The sequence below is a fragment of the Streptomyces sp. NPDC047014 genome (assembly GCF_040644195.1).
In the GTDB taxonomy this organism is placed as follows: domain Bacteria; phylum Actinomycetota; class Actinomycetes; order Streptomycetales; family Streptomycetaceae; genus Streptomyces.
Window position 1 is genome coordinate 1 of the sequence record NZ_JBEYVX010000078.1, and the last position, 22,877, is coordinate 22,877.

Here is a 22,877-nt window from a genome sequence, read left to right on the forward strand (position 1 = left end):
CAGTCGGCCGCCCCGCCCGGCCCAGCCGTACGCCACCCCGCACGGCCCGCACGCTGACACCCCCACCCCACCGGCCTCCCACCGCGTCCCACCCCGACGATGAAGGTCCCTCATGACGTACGCGCCCGCTGACGCCCACGTCAGCTTCACCCTGCACCCCGACCACCACCCCAGCGTGCTGGCCACAACCTCGGGCACCACCAGCGACGCCGCCCGCTCCCACCTCCACGACGCCGGCTTCCGCAGCACCGGTCCGGACACGATGGTCCTGGCCCGCATCGACCGGGAGGAGCCCTACTACACCGACCGGGCCGCGGCCGACCTGATCCGGTACGGCTTCACCGTGGACATCTCCCCCGACCTCCAAGAGGAGATCGACACCGAGTGGACCTGGGCCGACTACCCCATGCCCTGGTGCACCCGAGGCGAAATACGTCAGGTCAGCGCCACTGCCCAGCGCATCCACGACGACATCGCCAGAGGCCGGCTGACCATCCACTTCCATGCGAACGACGGCCACACCACCGTCGCCGTGGGAACCTACGCCAGCGGCGTCCGCCGCCATGTCCACCTGCACGGCGAAGACCACCTCCGGCAGGAATCCCGGACCTTCCAGGACAAGGCAGAAGCCCTCGCCGAGTTCCACAGCCAGTACACCGCGGCCGTGCGCCCGGGCCCTGCCCCGCTGACCGAGCTCGAACAAAGCGTCCGCCAAGCCCTCGGCGGTAGGCTGGCACCGGCAGCCCCCACCACCCGGGCGGCCCCGCCGCCGGTAGCCGGGCCCGGGGAACACGAGGAATTCCTCGACCACCTCTTCGACGCCAGCCCGCAGTGGTCGAAGTACCGGACCTGGAGCGACGAAACCACCATTGCCTCGCACGAAAGCCTGACCTTCCGAGCCGAGTTCGACCACGAAGCGCGTCACCGTACCGACATCGCCTGGACCATCGCCGAGTACGACGGGCCCGTGGGCGAACAGGTGTGGCGGGCGGCCATCACCGCTGGCACCCCTGTGACCTTCATCCGGGCGATCATCGACCACCTCGACGCTCCTCCGGCGGACGCGCCCGAGCCCCACGTCCCGCTGCAGGAGGCCGGATGGGCTGAAAGAAGCCACCCCTCTCGCACCACCTGGCGGGCACCGAACCGCAGCCTCACCTTCGAGCAGCAGCCGCACGCGGTCGCCGAACGGTGGGTCGTCTTCGGCGGCGACGACGCGAACCAGCCCGCCTGGGCGATCCGGCTCTCCCGCGGCGCACCGCAGGACCTCCTGGCCGAGCTGGCCACCATCGCGGCCGACCTCGCCACCCCGCGTCGTCCCGCCGAACTGACCTCGCTCAGCGTGCCCCGGATCCCGGCGCCCCCTCTCCATCCGATGCGCCGCGTCCGCTGATCGTCACCAGTCCTACAACCAATGCCAGGCACGGGCCCGGGAACGACCATGAAGGAAGGCCCAGGTCCTGCGTGGCTGCGCAGCGCCCGATGCAGCCAGACAGCGGAGGATCCGGCCACGGCGGCGCTCGAATCAGACATGGCGGGGGAAATGGCTCTCGCTGACGGCCCGTCGCACATACGCTGCTCGTCGTGATTCTCGAAGCCAAGAAGCCCCCGCGGGGTCCCAAAACTCCAACACCGCCCGGTCGGCCACCGGGGCCGATCACGCCGGACAAGAATCCACCCTCACCGCCGCAGCACCCGCCGCCGAGGGGCGCCTGAGAGTGGAGGCCGGGCGGATCAGTTGGTCGCAGCTGCCGGACGTAGTGGTGCAAGCAGTCCGGCAGCAGCTAGGGACTTCCTACACTGCTGATGACGCTCAGCACGCGGCAGGCTCCGGGGTAGCAGCGCTGCTGACCCTGCCCAGCGGTAGCCTGGTCTTCGTGAAGGGGCAGCGAGGGCGTAGTCCCGCCACCACCTCCACAGCCGCCGAGGCGGAGGCGTCCTGGTGGGGCCCCGACTGGTCGCCGGTGGATGAGCTGGATCTCGAAGAGGCCGTCAACCCCTACCTTCCGCTCAGCGCCCCTCGTGTCCTCTGGCGCCTGAACACTCACGGTTGGAATATTTTGGCCTTCGAGGGCCTGCCGGGCCGCGATGCCGAGTACACGCCCGGCTCACCGGACCTCACGCCCGTCGCCGAAGCCCTGGCCGAGCTGGCGACGGTCACCGCGCCGGCCCTTCGGCTTCCAACCGCGTGGGACCGCTGGGGGTACTACTGCACCCCAGACGACCATGAGCGTCTCACCGGGAGGAACCTCCTCCACACCGACCCCGCCTCCACGAACATCGTGGTGAACAAGGGACGCGCCCACCTCGTGGACTGGTCTTGGCCGGCGGTCGGCCCGGCTTGGATCGATGCGACCCTGTGGGGCATGCGCCTCATTTCCACCGGCGGCCACACACCCGAAGCTGCTTGGGCCTGGGCTTCCCGCGTTCCCGGGTGGAGTGCAGCCGACCCGAAGTCCTTGGCCGCCTTCGCACGGGCGGAGGCGCGCCGCTGGCGAGACCTCGCCGCCGAGCAGGTCCCCACAGCTGCGGCGATCGGTGAAGCCGCCGACGCGTGGGCCGACGCCATCGCTGCTCGGACCTGAACGACCTCACACCCCAGCGCGCGGTTCGCTTGGGGTGTGGCGGCGCTGCCCCCCCCGCTCGGGATGTCGGTGCGACTTGGTCGGGTGGTTCAGGCGCCCGTCGGCTGTTGGGCCTCCAGCGCCCAGCGCGCCACCCACTCGGAGTGCGGCCCTGCGAATACGGATCCCACCGGTGCCGTTACTGCAGGCGCCGCCGAACCTCGCAGCGCCCGTGACCTCAAATGCGGCTGGGCGATACATAGCACGCGATCCCCGGCTTCGGAAACCGGGGATCGCACGGAAGATGGAGAACTCCACCGCCACATCCCACCCGCCACGTTCGAAGGGCTTCCGCCGAGAACCTTCCATCCCCTCCCGCTGATCCCGACCCCATCGCCCTGGCGGCACGGGACGTGGCGCCGACGCCGTATCGACGGCAGCTACGCCGCCGCGTAAGACAGCCGGAACAGTTCCACCGCCCGCTGGACGTCCTTCTCCGAGCGCAGCTGGACCTCCAGGTCGCCGGTGCCGTGGTGCCCCAGCCCGGTCACGTCCCTAGTGAAGCCGGGCGCGAGGTCGACGGCCGCGGGGGCCGCCTTGAGGTACACGAGGAGCTTGTTCTGCCTCGGCGTCACACAGGCGAAGTTCCGCAGCCGCTGGTAAGCGTCGTACTGCTGGCGCCGCACCTTCTTTACGTCCTCCCCCAATGCCAGCAGCACCTCATCCACCGCCGACGCCAGGTCCGCGACTGCTGCGGGCGTCGGCCGGGTGAGCTGCTCACCGGCAGCGCCCCTCCGGCGCAACCGCGTGGGCGCTTTGGCCTGGGCAGCGACCGAAGCCGCGACCGTCTCCAGCGCGATGTGGTGAGCGCCGTAGAGGCGGTATCGGACCAGATCGATCGAGCGGCGGTGCTCACGGACCGCGTGAAGGTCGTAGCGGGTGAAGTCACCGGCGATGCAGATCAGCCGGGGCGCGCTCCACAGAACCTGCGAGGCCGCGTTCGCCCCGAGGCGCTCCCGCACCAGGGCCTGGAATTCGGTCCGGTGGTCCATCAGCCACGCCATGTAGAACAGGCCCTGGTTGATCACCCCCGGGTCGGTCCCCCGCTTGTACTCCACGATCACCGGGGCGCCGTTCTCATCGAGCCCCAGCGAGTCGATGCGCCCCCCGTGTACCGGGCCGGTGACGTATTCGGTGGCGAGGAAACGCACCCCGAGCATGGACTCCATCGCACCCTCGACAAGGCCCTGCACATCGGCCTCCACCTCGGCCAGATGCGGCGTGACCTCGGTCACGCCATTTTCCGTGTGGAACAGTTTCAGGCCAGACACCCCCCGTTTGCGCACTTGCGAAGCGGGAACATCTGGCGAGTTGGGATTATTTCCAAGCACCCAGCCCGAGACCAGCGAGATACGCGAAAGCCGACATCCAAGACTAATTGGCCGAATCCACCTGCCGGGACATGCGCGGGACGGCGGCCCTGACAACCTATCAGGAAAGCCTCTGACCTGCGAAGGCGCGGTAAAGAGTGACGGCCTCCGGAGCCGGGGCAGTTTTCGAGATCTGTCCACGACGGCTACCCGAACGGAGCTCGGGCTCAGGCGGGAGACGGTGACCCGGACCGTGGTCAAGTTCCCCGGGGCCGCGGCACACATCGACATGATGTGGCGCAAGACCAACATCAAGTGGGGTCAGCGCAGCAGCGGCAAGTCGCTCACCTACTTGGGCAACAAGATGGCCGTCGACGGCTCAGACAAGTCCCAGTCGGATCTCAACCGTCAGCTCATCTGCGGCTGGAAATGGAAGGCTTATAGTGGCACCGGTCTGTTCAGTGACCTGTGGTCCCTGGACTCAGGCAGGCCGCAAACCGACTTGAAAAGCTGTGACGAGTTCGTGTTCGCCAACGCCGCGCAGAGCGCCGGCACTCGGCGGGCCCCAACCCCGTCGGATACAGCGGCGCGGTGCATACAGACCTATCTCAAACGCAACGCCGACGACACCATGACGCGCCGCCTGCGGCCGAACACCCCGGCGCCGACGTGGAAAGAGCCGGGTGGCCGGTCCTCAACCGGACCATAAGAAGTGGCCCCCGGCCGTTCTTCGTTTCCTGGGGGCACTTCTGTTTCACAGCGTCGCGGCCTCACAACCAGACAAGTTGTCCATCGACGACAGAACAGGGCGGATAGCCCCCTGCGCCGATCCTGGTCAGCATCTCCGCCACTGAGTCGAAGTAATGGGCCAATGACGGGTACTCGCCCGTGATCGTTGGCTCACCCAAGAACCATTTGCCGATACGTCCGTCCGTCCCATCGATGAACCGCCCCGTCCATGCATCCTGATTTGATAAGAACGGGACCCACTCCTCACGCCATTCGCTTCCGCCGGACAAGGGATGGTTGGCGTAGAGCTTCTCAATCGCCCGGATGCCCATAAAGAAGCTCGCCTCGTCCGGGAACCCGGCGTAACCGCAGCAGGCGACGTCGTCGTCCACATCGTCCTCGGGGAGATCCAGGTTGTTCTGCAGCAGCCACACGCGCAGGTCCTGATGCAAGGAGACACCCATGCGCTCCTCAGCGGCCGCGAGTACCCGCTCGGGGGCCGGGCCGGGCAGGTCCACGTGATCGGCCGGAGCATGTTCCCGAAGGAGATTCATGACGCGGAACCAGCTCTCCACCACGCCCATTACCCGCTGCCCCTCTCTGCACAGATGCGCTATGCCACTCAACAGGCTCGGCCACTGTAACCGTATGCGCCTGCGCACCCGCTACGAGGGCCGGGCGGACCTTCACCAAGGACTGATCGAACTCGCCTGCTCAAGCATCTGACTGCGTCGACTCTCGCGATCATTCTGAAACGATCAGTTAAAGAGCGTTTTATCCCGTCCGGGGTGTTTGGTAAGTCGTCCAATGTCAGTGGATTGGGGTCGCGCCTGGAGGCGTGTGAGTATCCGCTTGTGGAGTGCGATGTGTGTGGACGGGCGATGTGGCGGTGGCCGGCGCTGACGACTGTGCGGGACGAGGAGATCTGGTGCTGTTCCTGGTGCCACGCCTCCACTCATGTGGGTGGCGATTGGTTCGAGGTCGCGCGGCCGCCGTATTTGCCCGTGGAGATGCGCTGGGAGAGGGCCGTCGCGGATGGCCTTCCCGCCGAGGTCTCCTACGCCTTCGCCATCTTCGACAGGACGCTGTGCGGAATTCAGCAAGCCGGCATGTCGCCATCCGATTACGGGTGGCTGCCGCTGCGAGGGGACGCCTGTGGCGCTTGCCGGGAAGCGGCAGGTGTCATTGATGACCGCTGGCCGCAGGCTATGAGGGGCGAGGACGCGCGGGTCAGTGTGGCCTGACGGCTATGAGTCCTTCCAGTTCGGAGTCGACTCTCGGGTGAGCCTGCGGCTCATCAGGTCGATCATCGCGAGGCGGATCATCGGTTCGGAGCGGTGCGGGTGGGTTTCGTAGTCGCGGGCGAGGCGGCAGTGATTCATCAACCAGCCGAACGTCCGCTCGACGACCCAGCGCCGCGGGATGACCTTGAAGCCCTTCTGGCCCGGGTCGCGGTGGGTGACACGAGCGTTGTTGACACCAGCCTGGTCTTGAAACAAGGGCTGGAACGTCCCCACGCACGCACCCCGGAGACTGATCGCACCCCTTGACTGCTCTGGGGACAGGGGTCGCAGGCGCCGACGCCGCATTGGCGGCTCCCGCTGCCCACTGCAGACACCGGTACTGAGTACGACCCCCGAGCGAATCTGACTACTCGTCAGTAAAGTCAGCAAGAGGTCAGCATTCGTCTGAGCAAGGCTGATTACAGCCTGCGACACATGAGACTCGACCACCGGCAGCGGAGGGTGTCGGACCACGCCTGGGAGCTTTTCTTCCATCTGGAGAAGCGGAGGGCTGGGCGCGAATGCCGCCCCCAGCCCTCAGTCACACAAAGCAGCAGCTCAACGGACCCTTCCCCTGGGTTTCAGGTGGGTAGGAGGCAGCTCCGGGGACGGAATCGGAGGGCCGTCGTAGCCTTTGACCTCCCCGAATCGGGTGCCCGTCATCCAGTCCTCGCGGGCCTGCGCGATATCATCGTGCGACCGTCCGATCCAGTTCCAGAACATCACGATCTCCTCCTCGAACGGCTCGCCGCCCAGCAGCATCAGCGACGCGTCCGAGCTTGCGCGCAAGGGGAGTTCCGTGCGGCCGCAGCCCAGGTAGAGCATCGAGCCCGGGAGGAGGGGGACCTCGTCCGCGTGGGCTTCGCCCGACATGGACAGGACCGCGTACTCGAAGTCCGGGTTCAGAGGGAGGCGGGTTTCCGTGCCCGCCGCCAGGGCGAGGTCCGCGCCCACGATCGGGGTGTACGCCGTGCCCGGGGAGGTCGCCGTGTCCAGGGTGCCCAGGATGACCGTCGCCGTCAGGCCCGGGGCCGTCACGCGCGGGAGGTCGGCGTGGTGCTGGAAGTGCGGCTCCACATTGCGGTGGGCGTCCGGGAGCGCCACCCACAGCTGGGCCCCGTGCAGCAGGCGGGCGTGCGGGCGGGGGCTCTCCTCCGAGTGGCTGATGCCGCGGCCCGAGGTCATCAGGCCCAGCTCGCGCGGGCGGATCGTCTCCAGGCTGCCCACGCTGTCGCGGTGCAGCACCTCGCCCTCGTGGAGCCAGCTCACCGTCTGGAGCCCGGAGTGCGGATGCGGCGCGACCTGCATGCCCGGCTCGTCGGCGATGTCGTCCGGGCCGTAGTGGTCGACGAAGCACCAGGCGCCCACCATCCGGCGGCCCAGGTTCGGCAGGAGCCGGCGGACCTCGGTGGACTCGCCGAGCGCGACCGTGCGCGGGCTCAGCAGCTCGCGCACCGGTTCGGCCACGACGAACCCGCGGCCGCCGCAGGTGGACAGGGCGGGCTGGCGATCGAGATTGCTCATGTGCACAACGTAGCCGCAGGCGGGCGCCCCGTTCCCCGGAATGTCCGACGCCCCGCGCATGTTGAGGCGGGCGACGGCACACCCGAACGGCGGAAGGGACCCGATGAGCACGCCGACGACGTACTACGAGCACGGGACGGCAGCCGAGCGCTGGGCGCGCGCCCAGCTCTTCTTCGAGGCGAAGGAGTACGCGACGGCCGCCCGCATCCTCGCCCCGCTGGCCGGCGAGGCCCCCGGGCAGCTGGCGCCCCGGCTGCTGCTGGCCCGCGCCTACTACCACTCGGCGCAGCTCTCCCGCGCCGAGCACGAGCTGCGCGGCATCCTGGAGCGCTGGCCGGTGGAGGACTACGCGCAGCTGATGCTGGGCCGCACCCTGGAGCGCCTGGGCCGGCCCGCGGAGGCCCGCCCGTACCTGCGGACGGCGGCCGCGATGGCGGGCGAGTTCCCCGAGTAGGGCGCACCGGCTCGTGCGGGGTCCGGCGGCCGTCTCGGTTAGCCTGGGGTCACGATGAACCGTCTGACCACGCCATACGGCTCCTACGAGCTCACCCGCTTCCCCGAGGACCCGCGCGACCGGCTCCGCGCCTGGGACGCCGCCGACGAGTACCTGCTGCGCCACCTCCACTCCGGTACGGGGGACCGTGGCCCGGTGGACCTGGCCGGCGCCGGGCAGATCACCGTCCTCGGGGACCGCTGGGGGGCGCTGACGACGGCGCTGGCCGCCTACCGCCCGACGCAGATCACCGACTCCTACCTCGCGCGGGCCGGTACCGCCGCGAACCTGGACCGGGCCGGGATCGGTACCGCCAAGGCCACGGTGCGGCTGCTGACCACGCAGGACGCACCGCCCGAGCGGATCGACGTACTCCTCGTCCGGGTGCCCAAGAGCCTGGCGCTGCTGGAGGACCAGCTGTACCGCCTCGCGCCGCACGTGCACGAGGGCACCGTGGTCGTGGGCACGGGCATGGTCAAGGAGATCCACACCTCCACGCTGAACCTCTTCGAGCGGATCCTCGGCCCGACCCGGACCTCGCTCGCCGAGAAGAAGGCGCGGCTGATCTTCTGCACGCCCACCGCCACCACGCGGCGCGAGGCCGACCCGTGGCCGGTGACGTACACGCTGGACGAGGAGGCGGGCTCCGGCGCCGGACTCACGGCCGTCAACCACGCCGGGATCTTCTGCGCCGACCGGCTCGACATCGGCACCCGCTTCTTCCTGCAGAGCATCCCGACGAACACCAACGGCGCGCGGGTCGTGGACCTCGGCTGCGGCAACGGCATCGTCGGCACGGCGGTGGCGGTCGCGGACCCGGACGCCGAGGTCGTGTTCACCGACGAGTCGTACCAGGCCGTCGCCTCGGCGAAGGCCACCTTCCGCGCCAATGTCCACCGGGACCGCGAGCGGGCCGACTTCCTGGTGGGCGACGGGGTCGCCATGCTGGACGCGGCCTCGGCCGACCTCGTCCTGTGCAATCCGCCCTTCCACTCCCACCAGGCCACCACGGACGCCACGGCGCTGCGGATGTTCGCGCAGTCGCGGAAGGTGCTGCGGCCCCGGGGCGAGCTGTGGGTGGTCGCCAACCGGCACATGGGCTACCACACCCACCTGCGGCGGCTCTTCGGCAACAGCGAGGTGGTGGCGAGCGAGCCGCGCTTCGTGGTGCTGCGCGCGGTCAAGGAGGACCGGCCCCGTCAGGAGCGGACCCCTCAGGACCGCCAGCGCGAGGAACGCCCCCGCGAGGACCGGCCGCGCGAGGACCGCCCCCGCCAGGATCGCTCACGCCGTATGTGACCAGCGAGTACGTCCTACACTCTGGCCCGTGGAAAGCCAGGTGGGGGACGAGAACGGGCACGGCGGCAGCGGGAACGGCAACGGCCGCTACCGCCGCGAGGACGTGGCCCGCGCGGCCGGTGTCAAGGTGCGCAACCTGCGCTACTACCAGGAGCGCGGGCTGCTCCCCCCGCCGCGCCGCGAGGGCCGGATCGCCTGGTACTCCGACGACCACCTCACCCGGCTGCGCCTGATCAGCGACCTGCTCGGCCGCGGCTACACCGTCAACGGCATCGCGGAGCTGCTGCGGGCCTGGGAGGACGGCGGCGGGATCTCCCAACTCCTCGGCCTGGAACGGGAGATGACCCGGGACTGGGTGCAGGAGGAGCCGGTGACGCTGAGCCGGGCCCAGCTGCGCGAGCTGTTCGGCCCGACGGCCACCGCCGCCGACACCCGGCGGGCGGCGGAGCTGGGCTACGTGACCGTCGACGGGGACCTGGTCACCTACCCGAGCCGGCGGCTGCTGGAGGCGACGCTGGCGCTGGTGCGCCAGGGCGTGCCGCTGGCGGAGATCCTGGACGCGGGGGAATTCGTACAGACACAGGCGGCGGCTCTCGCCGACCGGTTCGTCGGACTGTTCCGCCGGCATGTGATCGGCCCCGAGGGGCTGGAGCGACTTTCGGCCGCACAGATCCAGCACATCACGGCGGCCGTACGGGCCCTGCGACCGGTGGCCGGCGAGGTCGTGACCACGGAGTTCGCGCGGGCGATGGCCCGGCGGGTGGACGCGGAGGTCGCGGAACTGCTCCGTACGGACCAGTAGGAGTCGGCTCAAAGGGTGCGCTCGCACAACCTTGCCAACCATCATTGGCACTCTTACATTCAACTCGTCGGTAACAACGGTGCACAGCCGAAAATAAGGGACGCTCCCATGACCGGTTCCCCCCATTTATCCGACGAGCACAGTGACTCGGGCCGCGTGCGCTGGCGCCGGTTCGCCGTCCTGACCGTCCCCGCCGTCGCGGTGACCGCGGGCCTCGGCATAGCCCTCTCGCAGGGTGTGCTCGCAGCCTCGTTCGCCGTGTCGGGACAGCAGTTCAAGGTGTCGGCGAGCAGCCTGGAGGGCGAGGGCTTCGCCCAGTACGGCGGCGTCGACGTCAACGCCCGCGAGGAACTGATCCCGGTCGCCGTCACGGCCATCCGGGAGGCCAAGCTCAGCAACCTCTGCCAGTCGGTGGTCACCACGCTCCCGGTGGTCGGCGACATCTCGCTCAACCTCACTGCCGGGAAGAAGACCCCGGTCGAGGCCAGCAACCTCTTCGTCGACGCCACCCAGCTCGCCGGTGACGCCGTCTTCAGCAATATCGAGATCGGGCGCGACGCCTCCACCCTCGACAAGGGTCCGGCCGAGGCGCAGGGCATGCAGGACCTCTTCGCCCAGCAGGCGGACACCGTCCGGATCACCGGCCTCCAGCAGACGGCCTGGGCGACGAACGCCGGCACCTTCAAGCTCTCCGGTCTCAGCATGAACGTCAGCAAGGGCAAGAAGGAATGCTTCTGAGCCGCCGTCAGGGGCGGCAGCGTACAGGCCGGTGGCGGCGCTGGCGGCGGCAACGCCCCTTCTGGGGCGGGCTGTTCGCCGTCCTGGCGGGGGCGTGGATCTGCGTCCTGCCGCTGGCGCCGTTGAAGGTCATGCTCCAGCAGGGAGTGGCGGGGATCCCGTCCGTCCTGATGGGCGTCGTGATGATCGTCCTCGGTCTCACCGCCTGGTTCTCACCGCCCCAGCGCAATCTCGCCGGGGTGCTCACCACCCTGATCGCCACCGCCGCGCTGGTCCTGTCGAATCTCGGCGGTTTCCTGATCGGCACCCTGCTCGGCATCGTCGGCGGCGGCCTGATGTTCGCGTGGCAGCCGCACACCACCGCCCGGCGCGGTACCGGGAGCGCGGGATCCCCCACGGCCCCGACCGGCTCCGCACCCGAGTCCGCGCCCTCTCCCCCCACCCCGCACCACGATCCCCAAGGAGCACACCAGTCATGAGCCGCACGCGCACCGCGCTCGCCCTCGGGACGGCCGTCGCCGGAGCCATCACGCTCGCCTCGGTCACCGCTTCCGCCGCCCCCTTACCCGCGGCCGGGTCGACCACCGTCACCCCGGCCGGGCACGCCTTCAAGGCCGTCCTCAGCGGGAAGGCCACCCTCAAGGCCGGATCGGTCACGGTGACCTGCTCGGTCTCCGTCGCCACCGGTTCGGTGCCGGCCGCCCCCGGCAACAGCAACCCGGCCGGTCCGGTTTCCTCGCCGATCTCGGCCCCGACGTACAGCTCGTGCACGGCCAGCATGCCGGGGGTGACCCCGACGGTCACCACCAGCGGGGCCTGGGCCGTGTCCATGCAGAACGGCTCCCCGATCACCGCCACGATGGGCGTGCCGGTGGGCGGGCTGGTCGTGAAGACCACCGGTCTGGCCACCTGTACGGTCACCGCCGCGCCCACGGCCGCCGCCACCGTCAACGGCACCTGGTCCAACGGCTCCCCGTCGAGCCTGACCTTCGTCAACGCGACCGTACCGGTCAAGGTCACCGGCGGCTTCGGCTGCCCGACGAGCGCGACCACCTCCACCTTCAACGCGGTCTACAAGGTGAGCGACGACACCGACCCCGCGCAGAACATCACGGTCGGCCCCTGACCCCGGCCGCTCCCGCGCGTACGTGAAGGCCCGCCCGGTTCCGTCGCCCCCGCGCCGGTGACCGGGCGGGCCGCCGTGTGTCCGGTTGATCCGGGGGCCGGGCGGAAAACCCGTTGCCGTACGGCGGGCTCCGGGCCAGGCTCGAAGCCATGTCACAGAGCACCCGACCGGCCCAGCCGACACCCGCCCGCACCCCCCGGGACGTCTCCGACCTCTTCTCCGGAGGCCGGCTGACCGCGATCCCCCGCAAGGCCGCCCGCCGCGAACAGCTCCTCGTCCATCTGGCCGGGACCCTGTTCGCGGCCGACCGCGCGTACACGGAGCCCGAGGTGAACGAGGCCCTGCGCACCGTGCACGAGGACTGCTCGGCCCTGCGGCGCTACCTCATCACCTCGGGCCTGCTCACCCGTACCCGCGACGGCAGCAGCTACCGGCGCGCCACGACCGCCGCCTAGGGCGTGTCCGGGCGCTGCCGGGTGCGGCGTACGAGGATCCACCCGGCGGCGGTGAGCACGAGGGCGGATCCCGCGAGGGAGGCCACGGCCACGCCGGTGGAGGCGAGTGCGCCACCGGCCGCCGTGGGGCCCGTACCGCCGGAGGCCGTGGCAGCCGTACCGCCGGCGGCCGCACCGCCGGCCGTGCCCGCCGTAGTCGTGCCGGACGTGCCGGCCGTGCCGGTCGTGCCGTCCGTGCCCCCGCCGGGGCCGGACCCGGCGCTGGTGGCCCCGGTGTCGCCGCCGCCCGTGCCGCTGGTGCCCGGCCCGGTCGTACCGGACGTGCCACCGCCCGTCGTGGTGTCCGCCGCGGTGACCGTGAGGGTGGCCGCGGTGGTGTGGGCGGCCCCGGCCTCGTTGGTGAACTCCGCCCGGTAGCGGCGGGAGTGGTCCGAGGCCGCCGCCGTGAAGGTGTACGTGGCGGAGGTCGCGCCCTCCACGGCCCGCCAGCTGCGGCCCGCGTCCGTGCTGACCTGCCAGGCCACCGTGGGCGGCGGGGTGCCCTCGGCCTGCGCCGTGAGGGAGACCTCCGTCCCGGCGGTGACCGTACGGTCCGCCGGGTGCCGGATGATCCGCGGCGGGGTGGCCCGCTCCAGCCGGGTGATCCGCCCGCCCGCCGGGTCCGACACGAACACGGTCGCACCGCCCGGCTCCACGGCGACGGCCGCACTGCCCAACTGGCCGTGATGGCCCGGGAGTACGACGGGCTTCGCGGCCTCCTTGAGGTCGCGGGTGCTGTAAACGGTCAGCGCGCCGTTGTTGTCGCTGCCCGGCTGGGAGGTGTCCCCGCTGTCCTGCCACACCACGAACGCCTGGTGGGTGGCGGGGTCGAAGCGCGCCGCGCGCGGCATGTCGCTGCCCTTGAGGACGTCGAGCCGCTTGCCCGTCGCGTCGTGGACGACCACGGAGGTGTCCAGCCCGACCCAGACGGCGCCGGTCTCCGGATCCACCTCGGTGAAGCCCCCGAAGCCCTCCCCCGTGGGCAGTTCCACGGTGGCCGTGACCCGGAAGGCCGTCGTGTCGACCTTGTACATCTTTCGGGCGCCGACATCGGTGAACCACACCGTGCCGCGCACCGGATCGTGCGCGAACTCCTCGCCCCCGTCCAGCGTGAGGGACCGTTTCACGGTCGCGGTGGCGATGTCGACCTCGGAGAGTACGGAGCCCTGCGCGACCAGCACCGTCGAGGAGGCCGTCCCCGGCGCGGCATCGGTGACGGGCCCGCCCGGCACCCAGGCGCCGGCCGCGGCCGCGTCGCCGTCCTTGGCCGTGCCGATGCCGCGCAGCGGGTACACGAACACGGCTCCGTCGCCGGGCAGCGGGGCGACCAGCTGCCGCACGGCCCGCCGGCCGAGCGTGCCGGTGGGGCCGGGCGCCTGGGAGACGGTGCTCCGCACCTTCCCGTCGGCGGGGTCCAGGATGTGCAGCCCGCTCTCGTTGGTCTCCGCGGTCTCCGGCAGGTCCTCCGAACCGACGTACAGGCGACGGGAGTCGGGATGCAGCAGCAGGTCCCGGGGCTTGCCGGCGGTGGTGAACTGCGCGACGGGCCGGTACGCGACGGTTCCCGGCGGTACGTCGGCCCCCTCGCCCCCGGCGGCCGATACGGGGCTGCCCGCGGCCACCGAGGCGAGCAGCAGCGCGAGCGCGGCGGCGGACACGGCGGCGGGCGCGGACACGGCGCCCGCACGGCCGGGGATGAGGGGGTGTCGGGGTGTCATCTCTTCCTCGTCGACGGGAACGGGATCCGGCTGCCTGCTAGTTGAAGGTGACGGGCACGTGCACGTCGTACTTGCGGTTCGAGGAGTTGAAGTGGTCGGCGCGCGTGACCACGGCGCATTGGACGGTCTCGCCGCAGATCTGGCCGCCGCCCAGGTCCGCCTTGACGTGGATGGTGACGTTGAAGCTGCCGCCGGGGCCGTACTTGGAGGTGTTGGCCAGGGTGCCGCCGAAGGTGTTGTTCACCCAGTGCGAGGCGCCGGTGGTGCCCGACTGGTCCGAACCGCCCAGACAGGGCGTGGGCTTGTTGGCTCCCTGGGCGCCGCTGACCGCGCAGAGGCCCACGTATATGCCCTTGCCGGCGTTGAAGCCGCTGCCGGTGACGGTGATGTTCTGGCCGCTCGCGGCGGCGGAGGAGGGCGCGGTGACGCTGAGCTGGTAGGTGGTCGCGCCGTCGGTGACCGTACGCGTCGAGGTGGCGGCCGAGGCGGACCCGGCGGCGCCGACCGCGAGGGCGACGGCGGCGGACACGGCGACGGCCGCGCGGGCGGCGGTTCGGGGCAGGAAGGCAGCGCGCATCGCGATAACGCCCTTTCAGGCAGGGGGAGTCGGGAAACTGAGGTAAGGCTAACCTAATCCCGATCAAGCGGGTACGGCGAGATCACGCCAACCGGCAGGCCCCGGCCACGCACAAGGCCCCCGGGGCGGTGAACCCCGGGGGCCTTGTCGACAGCGGCGGCGCACTACCCCCGGTATGTCTCCAGGAGCCGCAGCCACAGCTCGCTGACCGTCGGGAAGGCCGGCACCGCGTGCCAGAGCCGCGCGATCGGCACCTCGCCCACCACGGCGACCGTGGCCGCGTGCACCATCTCGGCCGCGCCCGGCCCCACGATGGTCGCCCCGAGCAGGACCTCCCGGTCCAGGTCGACGACCATCCGGGCCCGCCCGCGGTAGCCGTCGGCGTACAGCCCGGCGCCCGAGACCTTGCCGAGGTCGTAGTCGACGGCGCGCACCCGGTGGCCCGCCCGCTCCGCCTCGGCCAGCGTCAGGCCCACCGCGGCGGCCTCCGGGTCGGTGAACACCGCCTGCGGGACGGCCCGGGTGTCGGCGGTCGCCGCGTGCGCGCCCCACGGTCCGGTGTCGGTGGGCGCGCCCGTGGCCCGCGCGACGATCGCGTCGCCCGCGATCCGGGCCTGGTACTTGCCCTGGTGGGTGAGCAGGGCCCGGCGGTTCACGTCCCCCACCGCGTACAGCCAGTCGTGCCCGGGGACCCGGCAGGTCTCGTCGACCCCGATCCACTCCCCCGCGGGCAGCCCGATGGTGTCCAGCCCGATGTCCTCGGTCCGCGGCGCCCGGCCCGTCGCCATCAGCAGCTCGTCGCCCTCCACGGTCTCACCGCCGGCCAGCACCACGGTGACGGGCCCGGTGGAGCCGTCCCGTACGACCGACTCGACGGACACGCCCGTACGGACCTCCGCCCCGGCCTCGCGCAGCGCGTCGGCGACCAGCTCACCGGCGAAGGGCTCCATCCGCGGCAGCAGCCCGGAGTCCCGTACCAGCAGGGTGACCTGCGCGCCGAGCCCCTGCCAGGCGGTGGCCATCTCGCAGGCCACCACGGAGCCGCCGACGATCAGGAGGCGGCCGGGCACGTGCTGCGCCGACGTGGCCTCCCGGCTGGTCCAGGGGCGGGCCTCGGCCATGCCGGGCAGATCGGGGACCACGGCCCGGGTTCCGGTGGCGACCACCACCGCCTGCCGGGCCGACAGCACGTGGTGCTCGCCCTCCGGGCTGGTGACGGCCACCTTGCGCACCCCGTAGAGCCGCCCGTGGCCTCGGTACACATCGGCGCCGGTCGAATCGATCCAGTCGATCTGGCCCTGGTCCTTCCAGTCCCCGACCCAGGCGTTGCGGTGCGCGAGCACCGCCGCCGTGTCCAGGGGGCCCTGCACGGCTCCGGCCAGGCCCGGCACCCTGCGGGCGTCGGCCCGGGCCAGGACCGGGCGCAGCAGTGCCTTGCTGGGCACGCAGGCCCAGTACGAGCACTCGCCGCCCACCAGTTCGCTCTCCACAAGGGCCGTGCTCAGCCCGGCGGCGCGGGTCCGGTCGACGATGTTCTCGCCGGCCGGCCCCCCGCCGAGCACCACGACGTCGTACTCCACGGCTTCAGTCATGCGGCCCAGTCTCACCGCTGATCCGTGGCCGCGTCACGTATTCATGCCTCCGGCGTGCCGGATCCCTGGCCGTCACCCGGCTGACCTGCGGCGATCTTGGCGCGGACCTCGTCCATGTCGAGGGCGCGGGCCTGCCCGATCAGGTCCGTGAGCGCGGCCTCGGGCAGGGCGCCCGGCTGGGAGAAGATCGCCACCTGGTCGCGGACGATCATCAGGGTGGGGATCGAGGTGATCTGGAAGGCTCCGGCCAGCTCCTGCTGCGCCTCGGTGTCGACCTTGGCGAAGAGCAGGTCCGGGTGGGCCTCCGACGCCTTCTCGTAGACCGGGGCGAACTGCAGGCACGGCCGGCACCAGCCCGCCCAGAAGTCGATCAGCACGAAAGGGTTCTCGCTGACCGTCCGGTCGAAGTTTTCCTTGGTGAGCTCGACTGTAGCCACGGTGTCCAGACCTCCTGATCGATCCTTGTGCTCCTTGAACGAACGACCCGCCCCCAGCATTCCGTCGTGGTACGGGCTCAGGCGGGCAGGGTGGCGAGCTGCGCGGCCAGGGTGGTGGCCGGGGGGAAGGTGGCGCCGACGGCGGTGACGTGTTTCCAGTGCAGGCGGCCCTCGGCGTCGATGATGAACACCGAACGCCTGAGGCCGATCAGGGGCGCGGTGATGCCGAAGGACCGCGCCACGGCCCGGTCCGGGTCGGACAGGAGCGGCATCCGCAGATTCCGGGACCGGGCGAACCGCTCGTGGCTGTCGAGGTCCTGGGCGCTGATCCCCCAGACCACCGCCCCCGCGGACTGCAGCTGCTCCAGTCCGTCGGAGTAGGAGCACAGCTGTGCGGTGCAGACGGGTGTGTCGTCGCCGGGGTAGAAGGCGAGGATCACAGGGTTCCCGCGCTGCGCGTGGAGGCTGTAGTCGCTCCGGTGGAAGGTTCCTCCGCCGAGCCGGCCGCCGGGCAGGCGGAAGTCCCCGGGGACGGTCCCGGTCTTCGGGGTGCTGGGCATGCGTGCTCCTCGTGCGATGCGGTCGCGGGCGTCCGGTACGCCGGCGCCGGCGCCGGCGGGTGCCGGAGGTCCTGGCCGTGCCGCGTGCCGGTGTCCCCTTCTTCGGAGCTTCTTCGGAGCCGCCGGACCGGTGGATGGGGACCCTACGCCACCCCGGGCTTCCGGAACCCATGGGGGCCGTTCGGGTGACGTCGGCCGACCGGGCCCATCCCGCTCCCGCCCGCGCGCCGAAGCAAGCGAGTAGATGAAGACCAGGGCGCCCCTGGGCGGCGGGTCGGTCAGGGCACGGGCGGGACCAACCGGAGGGACGTCGTCATGCGGAGGTTCCATCGCGCGGGCGCGGTGCGCATGGTGTTGCTGTGGCTGTTGCTGGCCCTGCTCGCCTCCCCCTGCACCGTCCTCCTGGGCGACGTCGCCCCGGCCGGCCAGGAGACGCGGCCGCCGGCCGGATCGGAGTCCGCCCGGGTCGCCGCCCTGCTCGATCCCACGGGCGCGGACCAGCCGCTGCCGCTCGCCGTGATCTGGACCCCTGATGCGCCGGGCGAACGGATCACCGCCAGCCGGCTGGAGGCGGCGGGACAGGTCGCCGACCGCCTCTCCGGGCCCGGCCCGGCTGCCGTTCCGGTGCTCGCCCGCGACGGTATGGCCGTCACCGCGGTGATCCCGGCCGGTCCCGCCGATCTGCCCGCCCGGCTCGCCGCCGTCCGCGAGGCCGCGTCCGCCGTCCCCGGGACCACCGTCCACCTGGCGGGACCCGCCGCCGCCCGAGCCGATCTGGACGGCGCCTTCGCCGAGACCGACGGCGCGTTGCTGGGCGTGGCCCTGGGCGGCGTCCTGCTGATCCTGCTGCTGGTCTACCGCAGTGTGCTGCTGCCGCTGCTGGTGATCGGCGGCGCGCTGATGGCTCTGGCCGTGGCCTGCGCCGTCCTGTACGCGCTGGCCCGCCCCGGCCTGCTGGCGATCGACGGCCAGACGCAGGGCATCGTCTTCGTCCTGGTCATCGGAGCCAGCACCGACTACGCCCTGCTCCTGACGGCCCGCCACCGCGAGGAGCTAGCCGGGCACGTGGCCCCGGTCTGGGCGATGACCAGGGCGTACCGGGCCACCCGGGCGCCCGTGCTCGCCAGCGCGGCGACCATCGCCTGCGCGATGCTCACCCTCGGCTCCAGCACCCTGCCCTCCGACCGGAGCCTGGGGCCGGCGGTGGCGATCGCCATGGCCTCCTCCGCCGCCGTGTCCCTGTCCTTCCTGCCCGCCGCCCTCATGCTGTGCGGGCCGCAGGCCCTGCGGCCCCGCCGTACGGCCGAGGGCGCGGGCGACCGGTGGGTGCGGGCGGGCCTGGCGATGGAGCGGCGGCCGCGCCGCTTCTGGCTCGGATGCCTCGTCGTGCTCGCGGCGGGAGCCGCCTGCGCTCCGCTGCTCACCCAGTCCGGTGTCCCCCTGCACCGGGCCCTGCCGGCCGCCGCCCCCTCCGTGGCCGGGCAGAACCTCCTGGCCCGGCATTTCCCGGCCGGTACCGCCAGCCCCGCGGTCGTCGTCGTTCCGCGCGCCGGAGCCGCCCGGGCGCGGAGCACCGTCGCGGCCACCCCCGGCGTGGCGGCCACGACCGCCGTCGCCCCGGCGGGCCCGGACCGGGTGCGGATCCTGGCGACACTGACGGACGCCCCCGACAGCGCGCAGGCACGGGCCACGGTCTCCCGGCTCCGCGCCTCACTGGCCGGAACGGGGGCGCTGGTCGGCGGCGAGAGCGGGCAGCTGGCCGATCTGCACCGGGCGGCCGTACGCGACCACCGGCTGATCACGGCGCTGGTGCTGGGCGTGGTCCTGGCCGTACTGATCGTCCTGCTGCGCTGCCTGCTGCTGCCGCTGCTGCTGGTCGCGGCCGCCTGGCTCAGCCTCCTGACAGCCTTCGGCGCCTCCGCCCTCGTCTTCCGCCTGCTCCTCGGCAGTGCCGCCACCGAGCCGGCCGTGGTGCTGTTCTCCTTCGTGTTCCTGGTCGCACTCGGTGTGGACTACAACATCTTCCTCGTCCACCGCGTCCGCGCCGAAGCCATGGAACTGGGTACCGCGGCCGGTGTACGGCGGGGGCTGGTGACCACCGGCGGTGTGATCAGCGCCGCCGGGATCATCCTGGCGGCCACCTTCGCGGCCCTGGCGGTGATGCCCCTGCTCTACCTGGCCCAGATCGGCTGCATCGTCGCCATCGGCGTCCTGATCGACACCCTCCTCGTACGGCTCTTCCTGGTCCCGGCGCTCATCCTCGACCTCGGCCACCGCGCCTGGTGGCCCGCCCGCCTGCCTGCGGACCGGCCGGCCGGCCGCCGCGTTCCCGCGCCCGCTCCGGCGGCCGACGACACGGAGTCCGGCGTGCCTTCCGCGCTCACGCCCTGAGCGTGCGGAGGACCAGCGGCTCACTCGTCCGAGAGGGAGCACTCCGCGGGACGGATGCCGCCGAAGGGCGGATGCGAGCGGCCGGGGATCTTCCGCTCCGGGGTCTGGAGCCGGGCCGAACAGCCCTGCGGACGCGGCCACGACGCCCGGTGGCCCGGCATCTCCGGACCGGAGGTGCCGGGCCACCGGCACGTGTACGTCGCCTCCCGTGCTACTTCTGGGCGATGGGCAGGGCCAGGTCGGTCACCTGGGTGCCCTTCGCGAAGGCGCCCTTGTCGGTGGCCTTCCCCGTCAGCACGTCCACGCCGTAGAGCCGGTAGCCGCTGCCGGTGCCGAGGACGGCAAAACCGTGGTTGGTGCCGGCCGCGGGGTCGTAGTAGATGTCGAAGCCGGAGTCCAGGCCGGCGTTCACGCCGAGGTTGCCGGTGGGGGCCAGGGTGCCGGCGTTGGCCGGGGACTGGAGGGAGACCCGGTCGGCCATCGTGTCCAGGTCGAACAGCGAGGTCGCGGTGGCGGCGTTCAGGTCGTTGTTGGTGTAGGCGGCGCCGGTGACTCCCCGCGCGGTGGACGGCGGCATGGTCGGGTTGGTCAGCGTGCCGTCCACGGTGGTGGTCAGCGGCGCCGCCGCGTCGTCGATGTTGTGGCGCAGGTTCTGGCCGGTGTCGGAGATGACCCGCAGGCGGTTCGCGGCGGGGTTGAAGTCGACCCCGAACGCGGTGCCCGACAGGGCCACGGTCAGCTGCGACACCTTCATGGCCTTGGCGTTCATGGTGTTCAGCGTGTAGATGCCCCCCTTGTCTCCGACGCCGTACAGCCTCTCGTTCTGCACGCGGAAGTCGATACCGACGAGCTTGCTGTCGCCCCTCAGTCCGGAGACCTTGCCCAGCGACCAGGTCTTCGACGGCGCGTTGACATCGAACTCGACCAGGCGCTGATCCCCGGTCAGGCCGATCGCGCTCAGCCCGCCCTTGCGCTCCATCGCGGGCCGGGTCTGCGGCCCGTTGTCGGCCGCGGCGAGCGCGGGGGCCGCGCACAGGGCGGCCAGCACAACAGCGGTGGCGGCGGTGACGGTGCGGTATTGCATGGGAACTCCCGGATCGGATGCGCCGGCCGGGACGGCCGGCGGCTCACCGGGGCTTCGCCGCCGGGTCCACGCCAGACGGGCCGGACGGCCGGAGGCCACCCGCATGGCGCACAGGAATCGCTCCTGATTGCTCCGGCGGAGTGAAGCGGAGACACGGGGGCAGATGCGGCCTCCACACGGCAGGTGGACGGCATATGCGCGGCATATCAAGCATCAAGGCGCGCATCCGCAAGGCAAGGGGGCTCCTCGCGCCCATCCGGGTCCGCGGTGGATCCGAATAGCCCTCAAGCGGACGCGACCAGCGTTCCACGGCAGAAGCGGTTGCCATGCTCACCCTTGCCCTGATCGGCTTGCTCGGCGGTCTCATCACCGCCGTCTCGCCGTGCATCCTCCCTGTCCTGCCGGTGGTCTTCCTCGCGGGCGGCCCCGGCAACGAGCCCTCCGCGCCGGCTCCGGGGCCGCGGGAGAAGACCGGTCCGGAATCCGAAGGGAGCCTGCTCGTCGCGGCACCGCCCAGGCCGCCCCGCAACCGCCGCCCCTACGCGGTCGTCGCCGGCCTGGTCCTCAGCTTCAGCTTCTTCACCCTGCTCGGCGTCACGATCATCTCGGCGCTCGGACTTCCGCAGGACATCCTGCGCTACGTCGGCCTCACGCTCCTGGTCCTCATCGGCCTCGGCCTGGTCTTCCCGCCCGTCGAACGCCTGCTGGAGAAGCCCTTCGCCCGTATCCCCCAGCGCCAGGTCAACAAGGAGGGCAGCGCCTTCGTCCTCGGCCTCGGCCTCGGCCTGCTCTACGTCCCCTGCGCGGGGCCCGTCCTCGCCGCCATCACCGTCGCGGGCGCCCGCGGCGAGATCAACGGCGACATCGTGGTCCTGACCCTCGCCTTCGCGACCGGCACGGCGATCCCGCTCCTCGTCTTCGCCCTGGCCGGCCGCCGGGTCGCCGAGCGTGTCGCCGCCTTCCGCACCCGCGCCCGCAGGCTCCGCATCGTCGCCGGGGTCCTCATGATCGCGCTGGCCTTCGCCCTCGCCTTCGACGTCACCACCGCGCTCCAGAAGGCTCTGCCCGACTACACCGCCGCCGCGCAGAAGCAGGTCGAGGACAACGACACGGCCCGGCAGAAGCTCTCCGGCCTCTACGACGATTCCAACAAGGATCTCGCCCGCTGCGAGGACGGGGTGAACGAACTGCGCTCCTGCGGGGCGGCCCCGCAGCTCGCCGGAATCAGCACATGGCTCAACACCCCCGGCGGAGCGCCCCTGGACCTGGCCTCCCTGCGCGGGAGGGTGGTGCTGATCGACTTCTGGACCTACTCCTGCATCAACTGCCAGCGCAGCCTGCCCCACGTCCAGGCATGGGACCGGGCCTACCGGGACAAGGGCCTGACGGTCATCGGCGTGCACTCGCCCGAGTTCGCCTTCGAGAAGGACGCCGGGAACGTCGCCGACCAGGCACGCAAGCTCGGCGTCACCTATCCCGTGGCCCTCGACAACGACCTCGACACCTGGGACAACTACCGCAACCGGTTCTGGCCCGCCAAGTACCTCATCGACGCCCAGGGCACCGTCCGCTACTTCACCTTCGGCGAAGGCCGTTACGCCCAGACCGAGGGCCTGATCCGCGACCTCCTCGAGCAGGCGGACCCCGCCGTCCGGCTCCCGGCCGCCACCGGCCAGGGCAACGACGAGCTCACCGCAGGCCGCACCCCCGAGACCTACCTGAGCACCAGCCGTATCCGCGGCTATGCCGGCACCCCCGAACTGGTCAAGGACAAGCCGGCCGTGTACGCCCTCCCGGCCGGCGGGGTCCCCCTGAACCAGCTGGCCCTCGCCGGTACCTGGACCGCCGCCTACGAGCAGTTCACCGCCGGCCCCGACGCCCGCCTCGCCCTCACCTACCGGGCCAGGAACGCCAACCTCGTACTCGCCGGTGAGGGCACCGTGACCGTCCTCGTGGACGGCGAGCGGAGCAGGACCGTCCAGGTCCACGGCGCACCCACCCTGTACCGGCTCACCGATGACGACACCGCCCGCCGGGCACGGCTCGAACTGCGCCTGACACCCGGGCTGCAAGCCTTCGCCTTCACCTTCGGCTGA

General features: G+C 71.5%; 21 protein-coding genes and 1 pseudogene. 12 read left to right on the top strand and 10 right to left on the bottom strand.

Translation table 11 applies throughout. The annotated features are described in order from the left end of the window. Positions 1–112 precede the first annotated feature (112 nt). Positions 113–1,393, top strand: a complete 1,281-nt coding sequence (locus tag ABZ873_RS27755) for a DUF317 domain-containing protein (protein WP_360877286.1) — start codon at positions 113–115, stop codon at positions 1,391–1,393. Between the two features lie 367 nt (positions 1,394–1,760). Continuing rightward, entirely contained in the window at positions 1,761–2,585 is an 825-nt protein-coding gene (locus ABZ873_RS27760) for an aminoglycoside phosphotransferase (RefSeq protein WP_360877360.1), read from the top strand. Between the two features lie 419 nt (positions 2,586–3,004). On the opposite strand, the gene ABZ873_RS27765 is transcribed toward ABZ873_RS27760, so the two are convergent. Then, a complete protein-coding gene (locus ABZ873_RS27765) occupies positions 3,005–3,895 on the bottom strand; it encodes a DUF5655 domain-containing protein (RefSeq protein ID WP_360877289.1) in 891 nt (296 codons plus the stop codon). Positions 3,896–4,175: 280 nt separating this feature from the next. Between ABZ873_RS27765 and ABZ873_RS27770 the strand changes: the two genes are divergently transcribed. Next, on the top strand, positions 4,176–4,643 hold the full coding sequence (locus tag ABZ873_RS27770) for a hypothetical protein (protein ID WP_360877292.1): 468 nt from the start codon (positions 4,176–4,178) through the stop codon (positions 4,641–4,643). A gap of 61 nt (positions 4,644–4,704) precedes the next feature. Here the strand turns inward: ABZ873_RS27770 and ABZ873_RS27775 are convergent, their stop codons facing one another. The 3 genes and pseudogenes from ABZ873_RS27775 to ABZ873_RS27785 form a co-directional block, all read right to left on the bottom strand. Then, positions 4,705–5,247, bottom strand: a complete 543-nt coding sequence (locus tag ABZ873_RS27775; protein ID WP_360877295.1) for an SMI1/KNR4 family protein — start codon at positions 5,245–5,247, stop codon at positions 4,705–4,707. Between the two features lie 663 nt (positions 5,248–5,910). Further along, positions 5,911–6,117, bottom strand: a pseudogene (locus ABZ873_RS27780) (transposase); the annotation flags it as partial. Between the two features lie 387 nt (positions 6,118–6,504). Beyond that, positions 6,505–7,470 carry a pirin family protein gene (locus tag ABZ873_RS27785; RefSeq protein ID WP_360877298.1) on the bottom strand — a complete coding sequence of 322 codons (966 nt, stop codon included), beginning with the start codon at positions 7,468–7,470 and terminating at the stop codon, positions 6,505–6,507. A 103-nt stretch (positions 7,471–7,573) separates the two neighbouring features. Here ABZ873_RS27785 and ABZ873_RS27790 point away from each other — a divergent pair, with 103 nt between their 5' ends. From ABZ873_RS27790 to ABZ873_RS27820, 7 genes are all read left to right on the top strand, one after another. Further along, on the top strand, positions 7,574–7,924 hold the full coding sequence (locus ABZ873_RS27790) for a tetratricopeptide repeat protein (protein WP_360877301.1): 351 nt from the start codon (positions 7,574–7,576) through the stop codon (positions 7,922–7,924). 54 nt (positions 7,925–7,978) lie between these two features. After that, complete coding sequence (locus ABZ873_RS27795; RefSeq protein ID WP_360877303.1) at positions 7,979–9,262, top strand: methyltransferase; 1,284 nt, start codon at positions 7,979–7,981, stop codon at positions 9,260–9,262. A 28-nt stretch (positions 9,263–9,290) separates the two neighbouring features. Then, positions 9,291–10,064: a MerR family transcriptional regulator gene (locus ABZ873_RS27800; protein WP_360877306.1), complete on the top strand. Its 774-nt coding sequence runs from the start codon at positions 9,291–9,293 to the stop codon at positions 10,062–10,064. A gap of 108 nt (positions 10,065–10,172) precedes the next feature. After that, positions 10,173–10,802, top strand: coding sequence for a DUF6230 family protein (locus tag ABZ873_RS27805; protein ID WP_360877309.1), 630 nt, complete (start codon positions 10,173–10,175; stop codon positions 10,800–10,802). Next, the gene (locus ABZ873_RS27810; RefSeq protein WP_360877312.1) at positions 10,793–11,281 is read left to right on the top strand and encodes a DUF6114 domain-containing protein; all 489 of its coding nucleotides are present in this window, start codon (positions 10,793–10,795) and stop codon (positions 11,279–11,281) included. Before ABZ873_RS27805 ends, ABZ873_RS27810 begins: the two co-directional genes overlap by 10 nt. Then, the gene (locus tag ABZ873_RS27815; protein ID WP_360877315.1) at positions 11,278–11,928 is read left to right on the top strand and encodes a hypothetical protein; all 651 of its coding nucleotides are present in this window, start codon (positions 11,278–11,280) and stop codon (positions 11,926–11,928) included. The genes ABZ873_RS27810 and ABZ873_RS27815 overlap by 4 nt, the downstream gene beginning before the upstream one ends. Before the next feature lie 149 nt (positions 11,929–12,077). Continuing rightward, on the top strand, positions 12,078–12,383 hold the full coding sequence (locus tag ABZ873_RS27820) for a DUF2087 domain-containing protein (RefSeq protein WP_360877318.1): 306 nt from the start codon (positions 12,078–12,080) through the stop codon (positions 12,381–12,383). Here ABZ873_RS27820 and ABZ873_RS27825 read toward each other — a convergent pair. The 5 genes from ABZ873_RS27825 to ABZ873_RS27845 all read right to left on the bottom strand — a co-directional run bounded on the left by ABZ873_RS27825 (position 12,380) and on the right by ABZ873_RS27845 (position 17,306). Next, positions 12,380–14,140 carry an immunoglobulin domain-containing protein gene (locus tag ABZ873_RS27825; protein WP_360877321.1) on the bottom strand — a complete coding sequence of 587 codons (1,761 nt, stop codon included), beginning with the start codon at positions 14,138–14,140 and terminating at the stop codon, positions 12,380–12,382. The two genes, ABZ873_RS27820 and ABZ873_RS27825, sit on opposite strands and share 4 nt — an antisense overlap. Before the next feature lie 37 nt (positions 14,141–14,177). Next, entirely contained in the window at positions 14,178–14,717 is a 540-nt protein-coding gene (locus tag ABZ873_RS27830; protein ID WP_360877324.1) for a neocarzinostatin apoprotein domain-containing protein, read from the bottom strand. 164 nt (positions 14,718–14,881) lie between these two features. Next, a complete protein-coding gene (locus tag ABZ873_RS27835; RefSeq protein WP_360877327.1) occupies positions 14,882–16,309 on the bottom strand; it encodes an NAD(P)/FAD-dependent oxidoreductase in 1,428 nt (475 codons plus the stop codon). A 41-nt stretch (positions 16,310–16,350) separates the two neighbouring features. Then, positions 16,351–16,746: a thioredoxin family protein gene (locus ABZ873_RS27840; protein WP_360877329.1), complete on the bottom strand. Its 396-nt coding sequence runs from the start codon at positions 16,744–16,746 to the stop codon at positions 16,351–16,353. Between the two features lie 77 nt (positions 16,747–16,823). Then, the gene (locus tag ABZ873_RS27845) at positions 16,824–17,306 is read right to left on the bottom strand and encodes a peroxiredoxin (RefSeq protein WP_360877332.1); all 483 of its coding nucleotides are present in this window, start codon (positions 17,304–17,306) and stop codon (positions 16,824–16,826) included. Positions 17,307–17,621: 315 nt separating this feature from the next. Here ABZ873_RS27845 and ABZ873_RS27850 point away from each other — a divergent pair, with 315 nt between their 5' ends. Further along, positions 17,622–19,697: an MMPL family transporter gene (locus tag ABZ873_RS27850; RefSeq protein ID WP_360877335.1), complete on the top strand. Its 2,076-nt coding sequence runs from the start codon at positions 17,622–17,624 to the stop codon at positions 19,695–19,697. Positions 19,698–19,908: 211 nt separating this feature from the next. Here ABZ873_RS27850 and ABZ873_RS27855 read toward each other — a convergent pair whose 3' ends face one another. Then, a complete protein-coding gene (locus ABZ873_RS27855) occupies positions 19,909–20,781 on the bottom strand; it encodes a DUF4394 domain-containing protein (protein ID WP_360877338.1) in 873 nt (290 codons plus the stop codon). A gap of 326 nt (positions 20,782–21,107) precedes the next feature. Here ABZ873_RS27855 and ABZ873_RS27860 point away from each other — a divergent pair, with 326 nt between their 5' ends. Next, on the top strand, positions 21,108–22,877 hold the full coding sequence (locus ABZ873_RS27860; protein WP_360877341.1) for a cytochrome c biogenesis protein DipZ: 1,770 nt from the start codon (positions 21,108–21,110) through the stop codon (positions 22,875–22,877).

Bases quoted from the DNA above. Each gene is read 5' to 3' on its own strand.
- ABZ873_RS27755 (WP_360877286.1), top strand. From the start codon at position 113: ATGACGTACGCGCCCGCTGACGCCCACGTCAGCTTCACCCTGCACCCC.
- ABZ873_RS27775 (WP_360877295.1), bottom strand. From the start codon at position 5,247: ATGGGCGTGGTGGAGAGCTGGTTCCGCGTCATGAATCTCCTTCGGGAA.
- ABZ873_RS27785 (WP_360877298.1), bottom strand. From the start codon at position 7,470: ATGAGCAATCTCGATCGCCAGCCCGCCCTGTCCACCTGCGGCGGCCGC.
- ABZ873_RS27790 (WP_360877301.1), top strand. From the start codon at position 7,574: ATGAGCACGCCGACGACGTACTACGAGCACGGGACGGCAGCCGAGCGC.
- ABZ873_RS27795 (WP_360877303.1), top strand. From the start codon at position 7,979: ATGAACCGTCTGACCACGCCATACGGCTCCTACGAGCTCACCCGCTTC.
- ABZ873_RS27805 (WP_360877309.1), top strand. From the start codon at position 10,173: ATGACCGGTTCCCCCCATTTATCCGACGAGCACAGTGACTCGGGCCGC.
- ABZ873_RS27810 (WP_360877312.1), top strand. From the start codon at position 10,793: ATGCTTCTGAGCCGCCGTCAGGGGCGGCAGCGTACAGGCCGGTGGCGG.
- ABZ873_RS27815 (WP_360877315.1), top strand. From the start codon at position 11,278: ATGAGCCGCACGCGCACCGCGCTCGCCCTCGGGACGGCCGTCGCCGGA.
- ABZ873_RS27820 (WP_360877318.1), top strand. From the start codon at position 12,078: ATGTCACAGAGCACCCGACCGGCCCAGCCGACACCCGCCCGCACCCCC.
- ABZ873_RS27825 (WP_360877321.1), bottom strand. From the start codon at position 14,140: ATGACACCCCGACACCCCCTCATCCCCGGCCGTGCGGGCGCCGTGTCC.
- ABZ873_RS27830 (WP_360877324.1), bottom strand. From the start codon at position 14,717: ATGCGCGCTGCCTTCCTGCCCCGAACCGCCGCCCGCGCGGCCGTCGCC.
- ABZ873_RS27835 (WP_360877327.1), bottom strand. From the start codon at position 16,309: ATGACTGAAGCCGTGGAGTACGACGTCGTGGTGCTCGGCGGGGGGCCG.
- ABZ873_RS27845 (WP_360877332.1), bottom strand. From the start codon at position 17,306: ATGCCCAGCACCCCGAAGACCGGGACCGTCCCCGGGGACTTCCGCCTG.
- ABZ873_RS27850 (WP_360877335.1), top strand. From the start codon at position 17,622: ATGCGGAGGTTCCATCGCGCGGGCGCGGTGCGCATGGTGTTGCTGTGG.
- ABZ873_RS27855 (WP_360877338.1), bottom strand. From the start codon at position 20,781: ATGCAATACCGCACCGTCACCGCCGCCACCGCTGTTGTGCTGGCCGCC.
- ABZ873_RS27860 (WP_360877341.1), top strand. From the start codon at position 21,108: ATGCTCACCCTTGCCCTGATCGGCTTGCTCGGCGGTCTCATCACCGCC.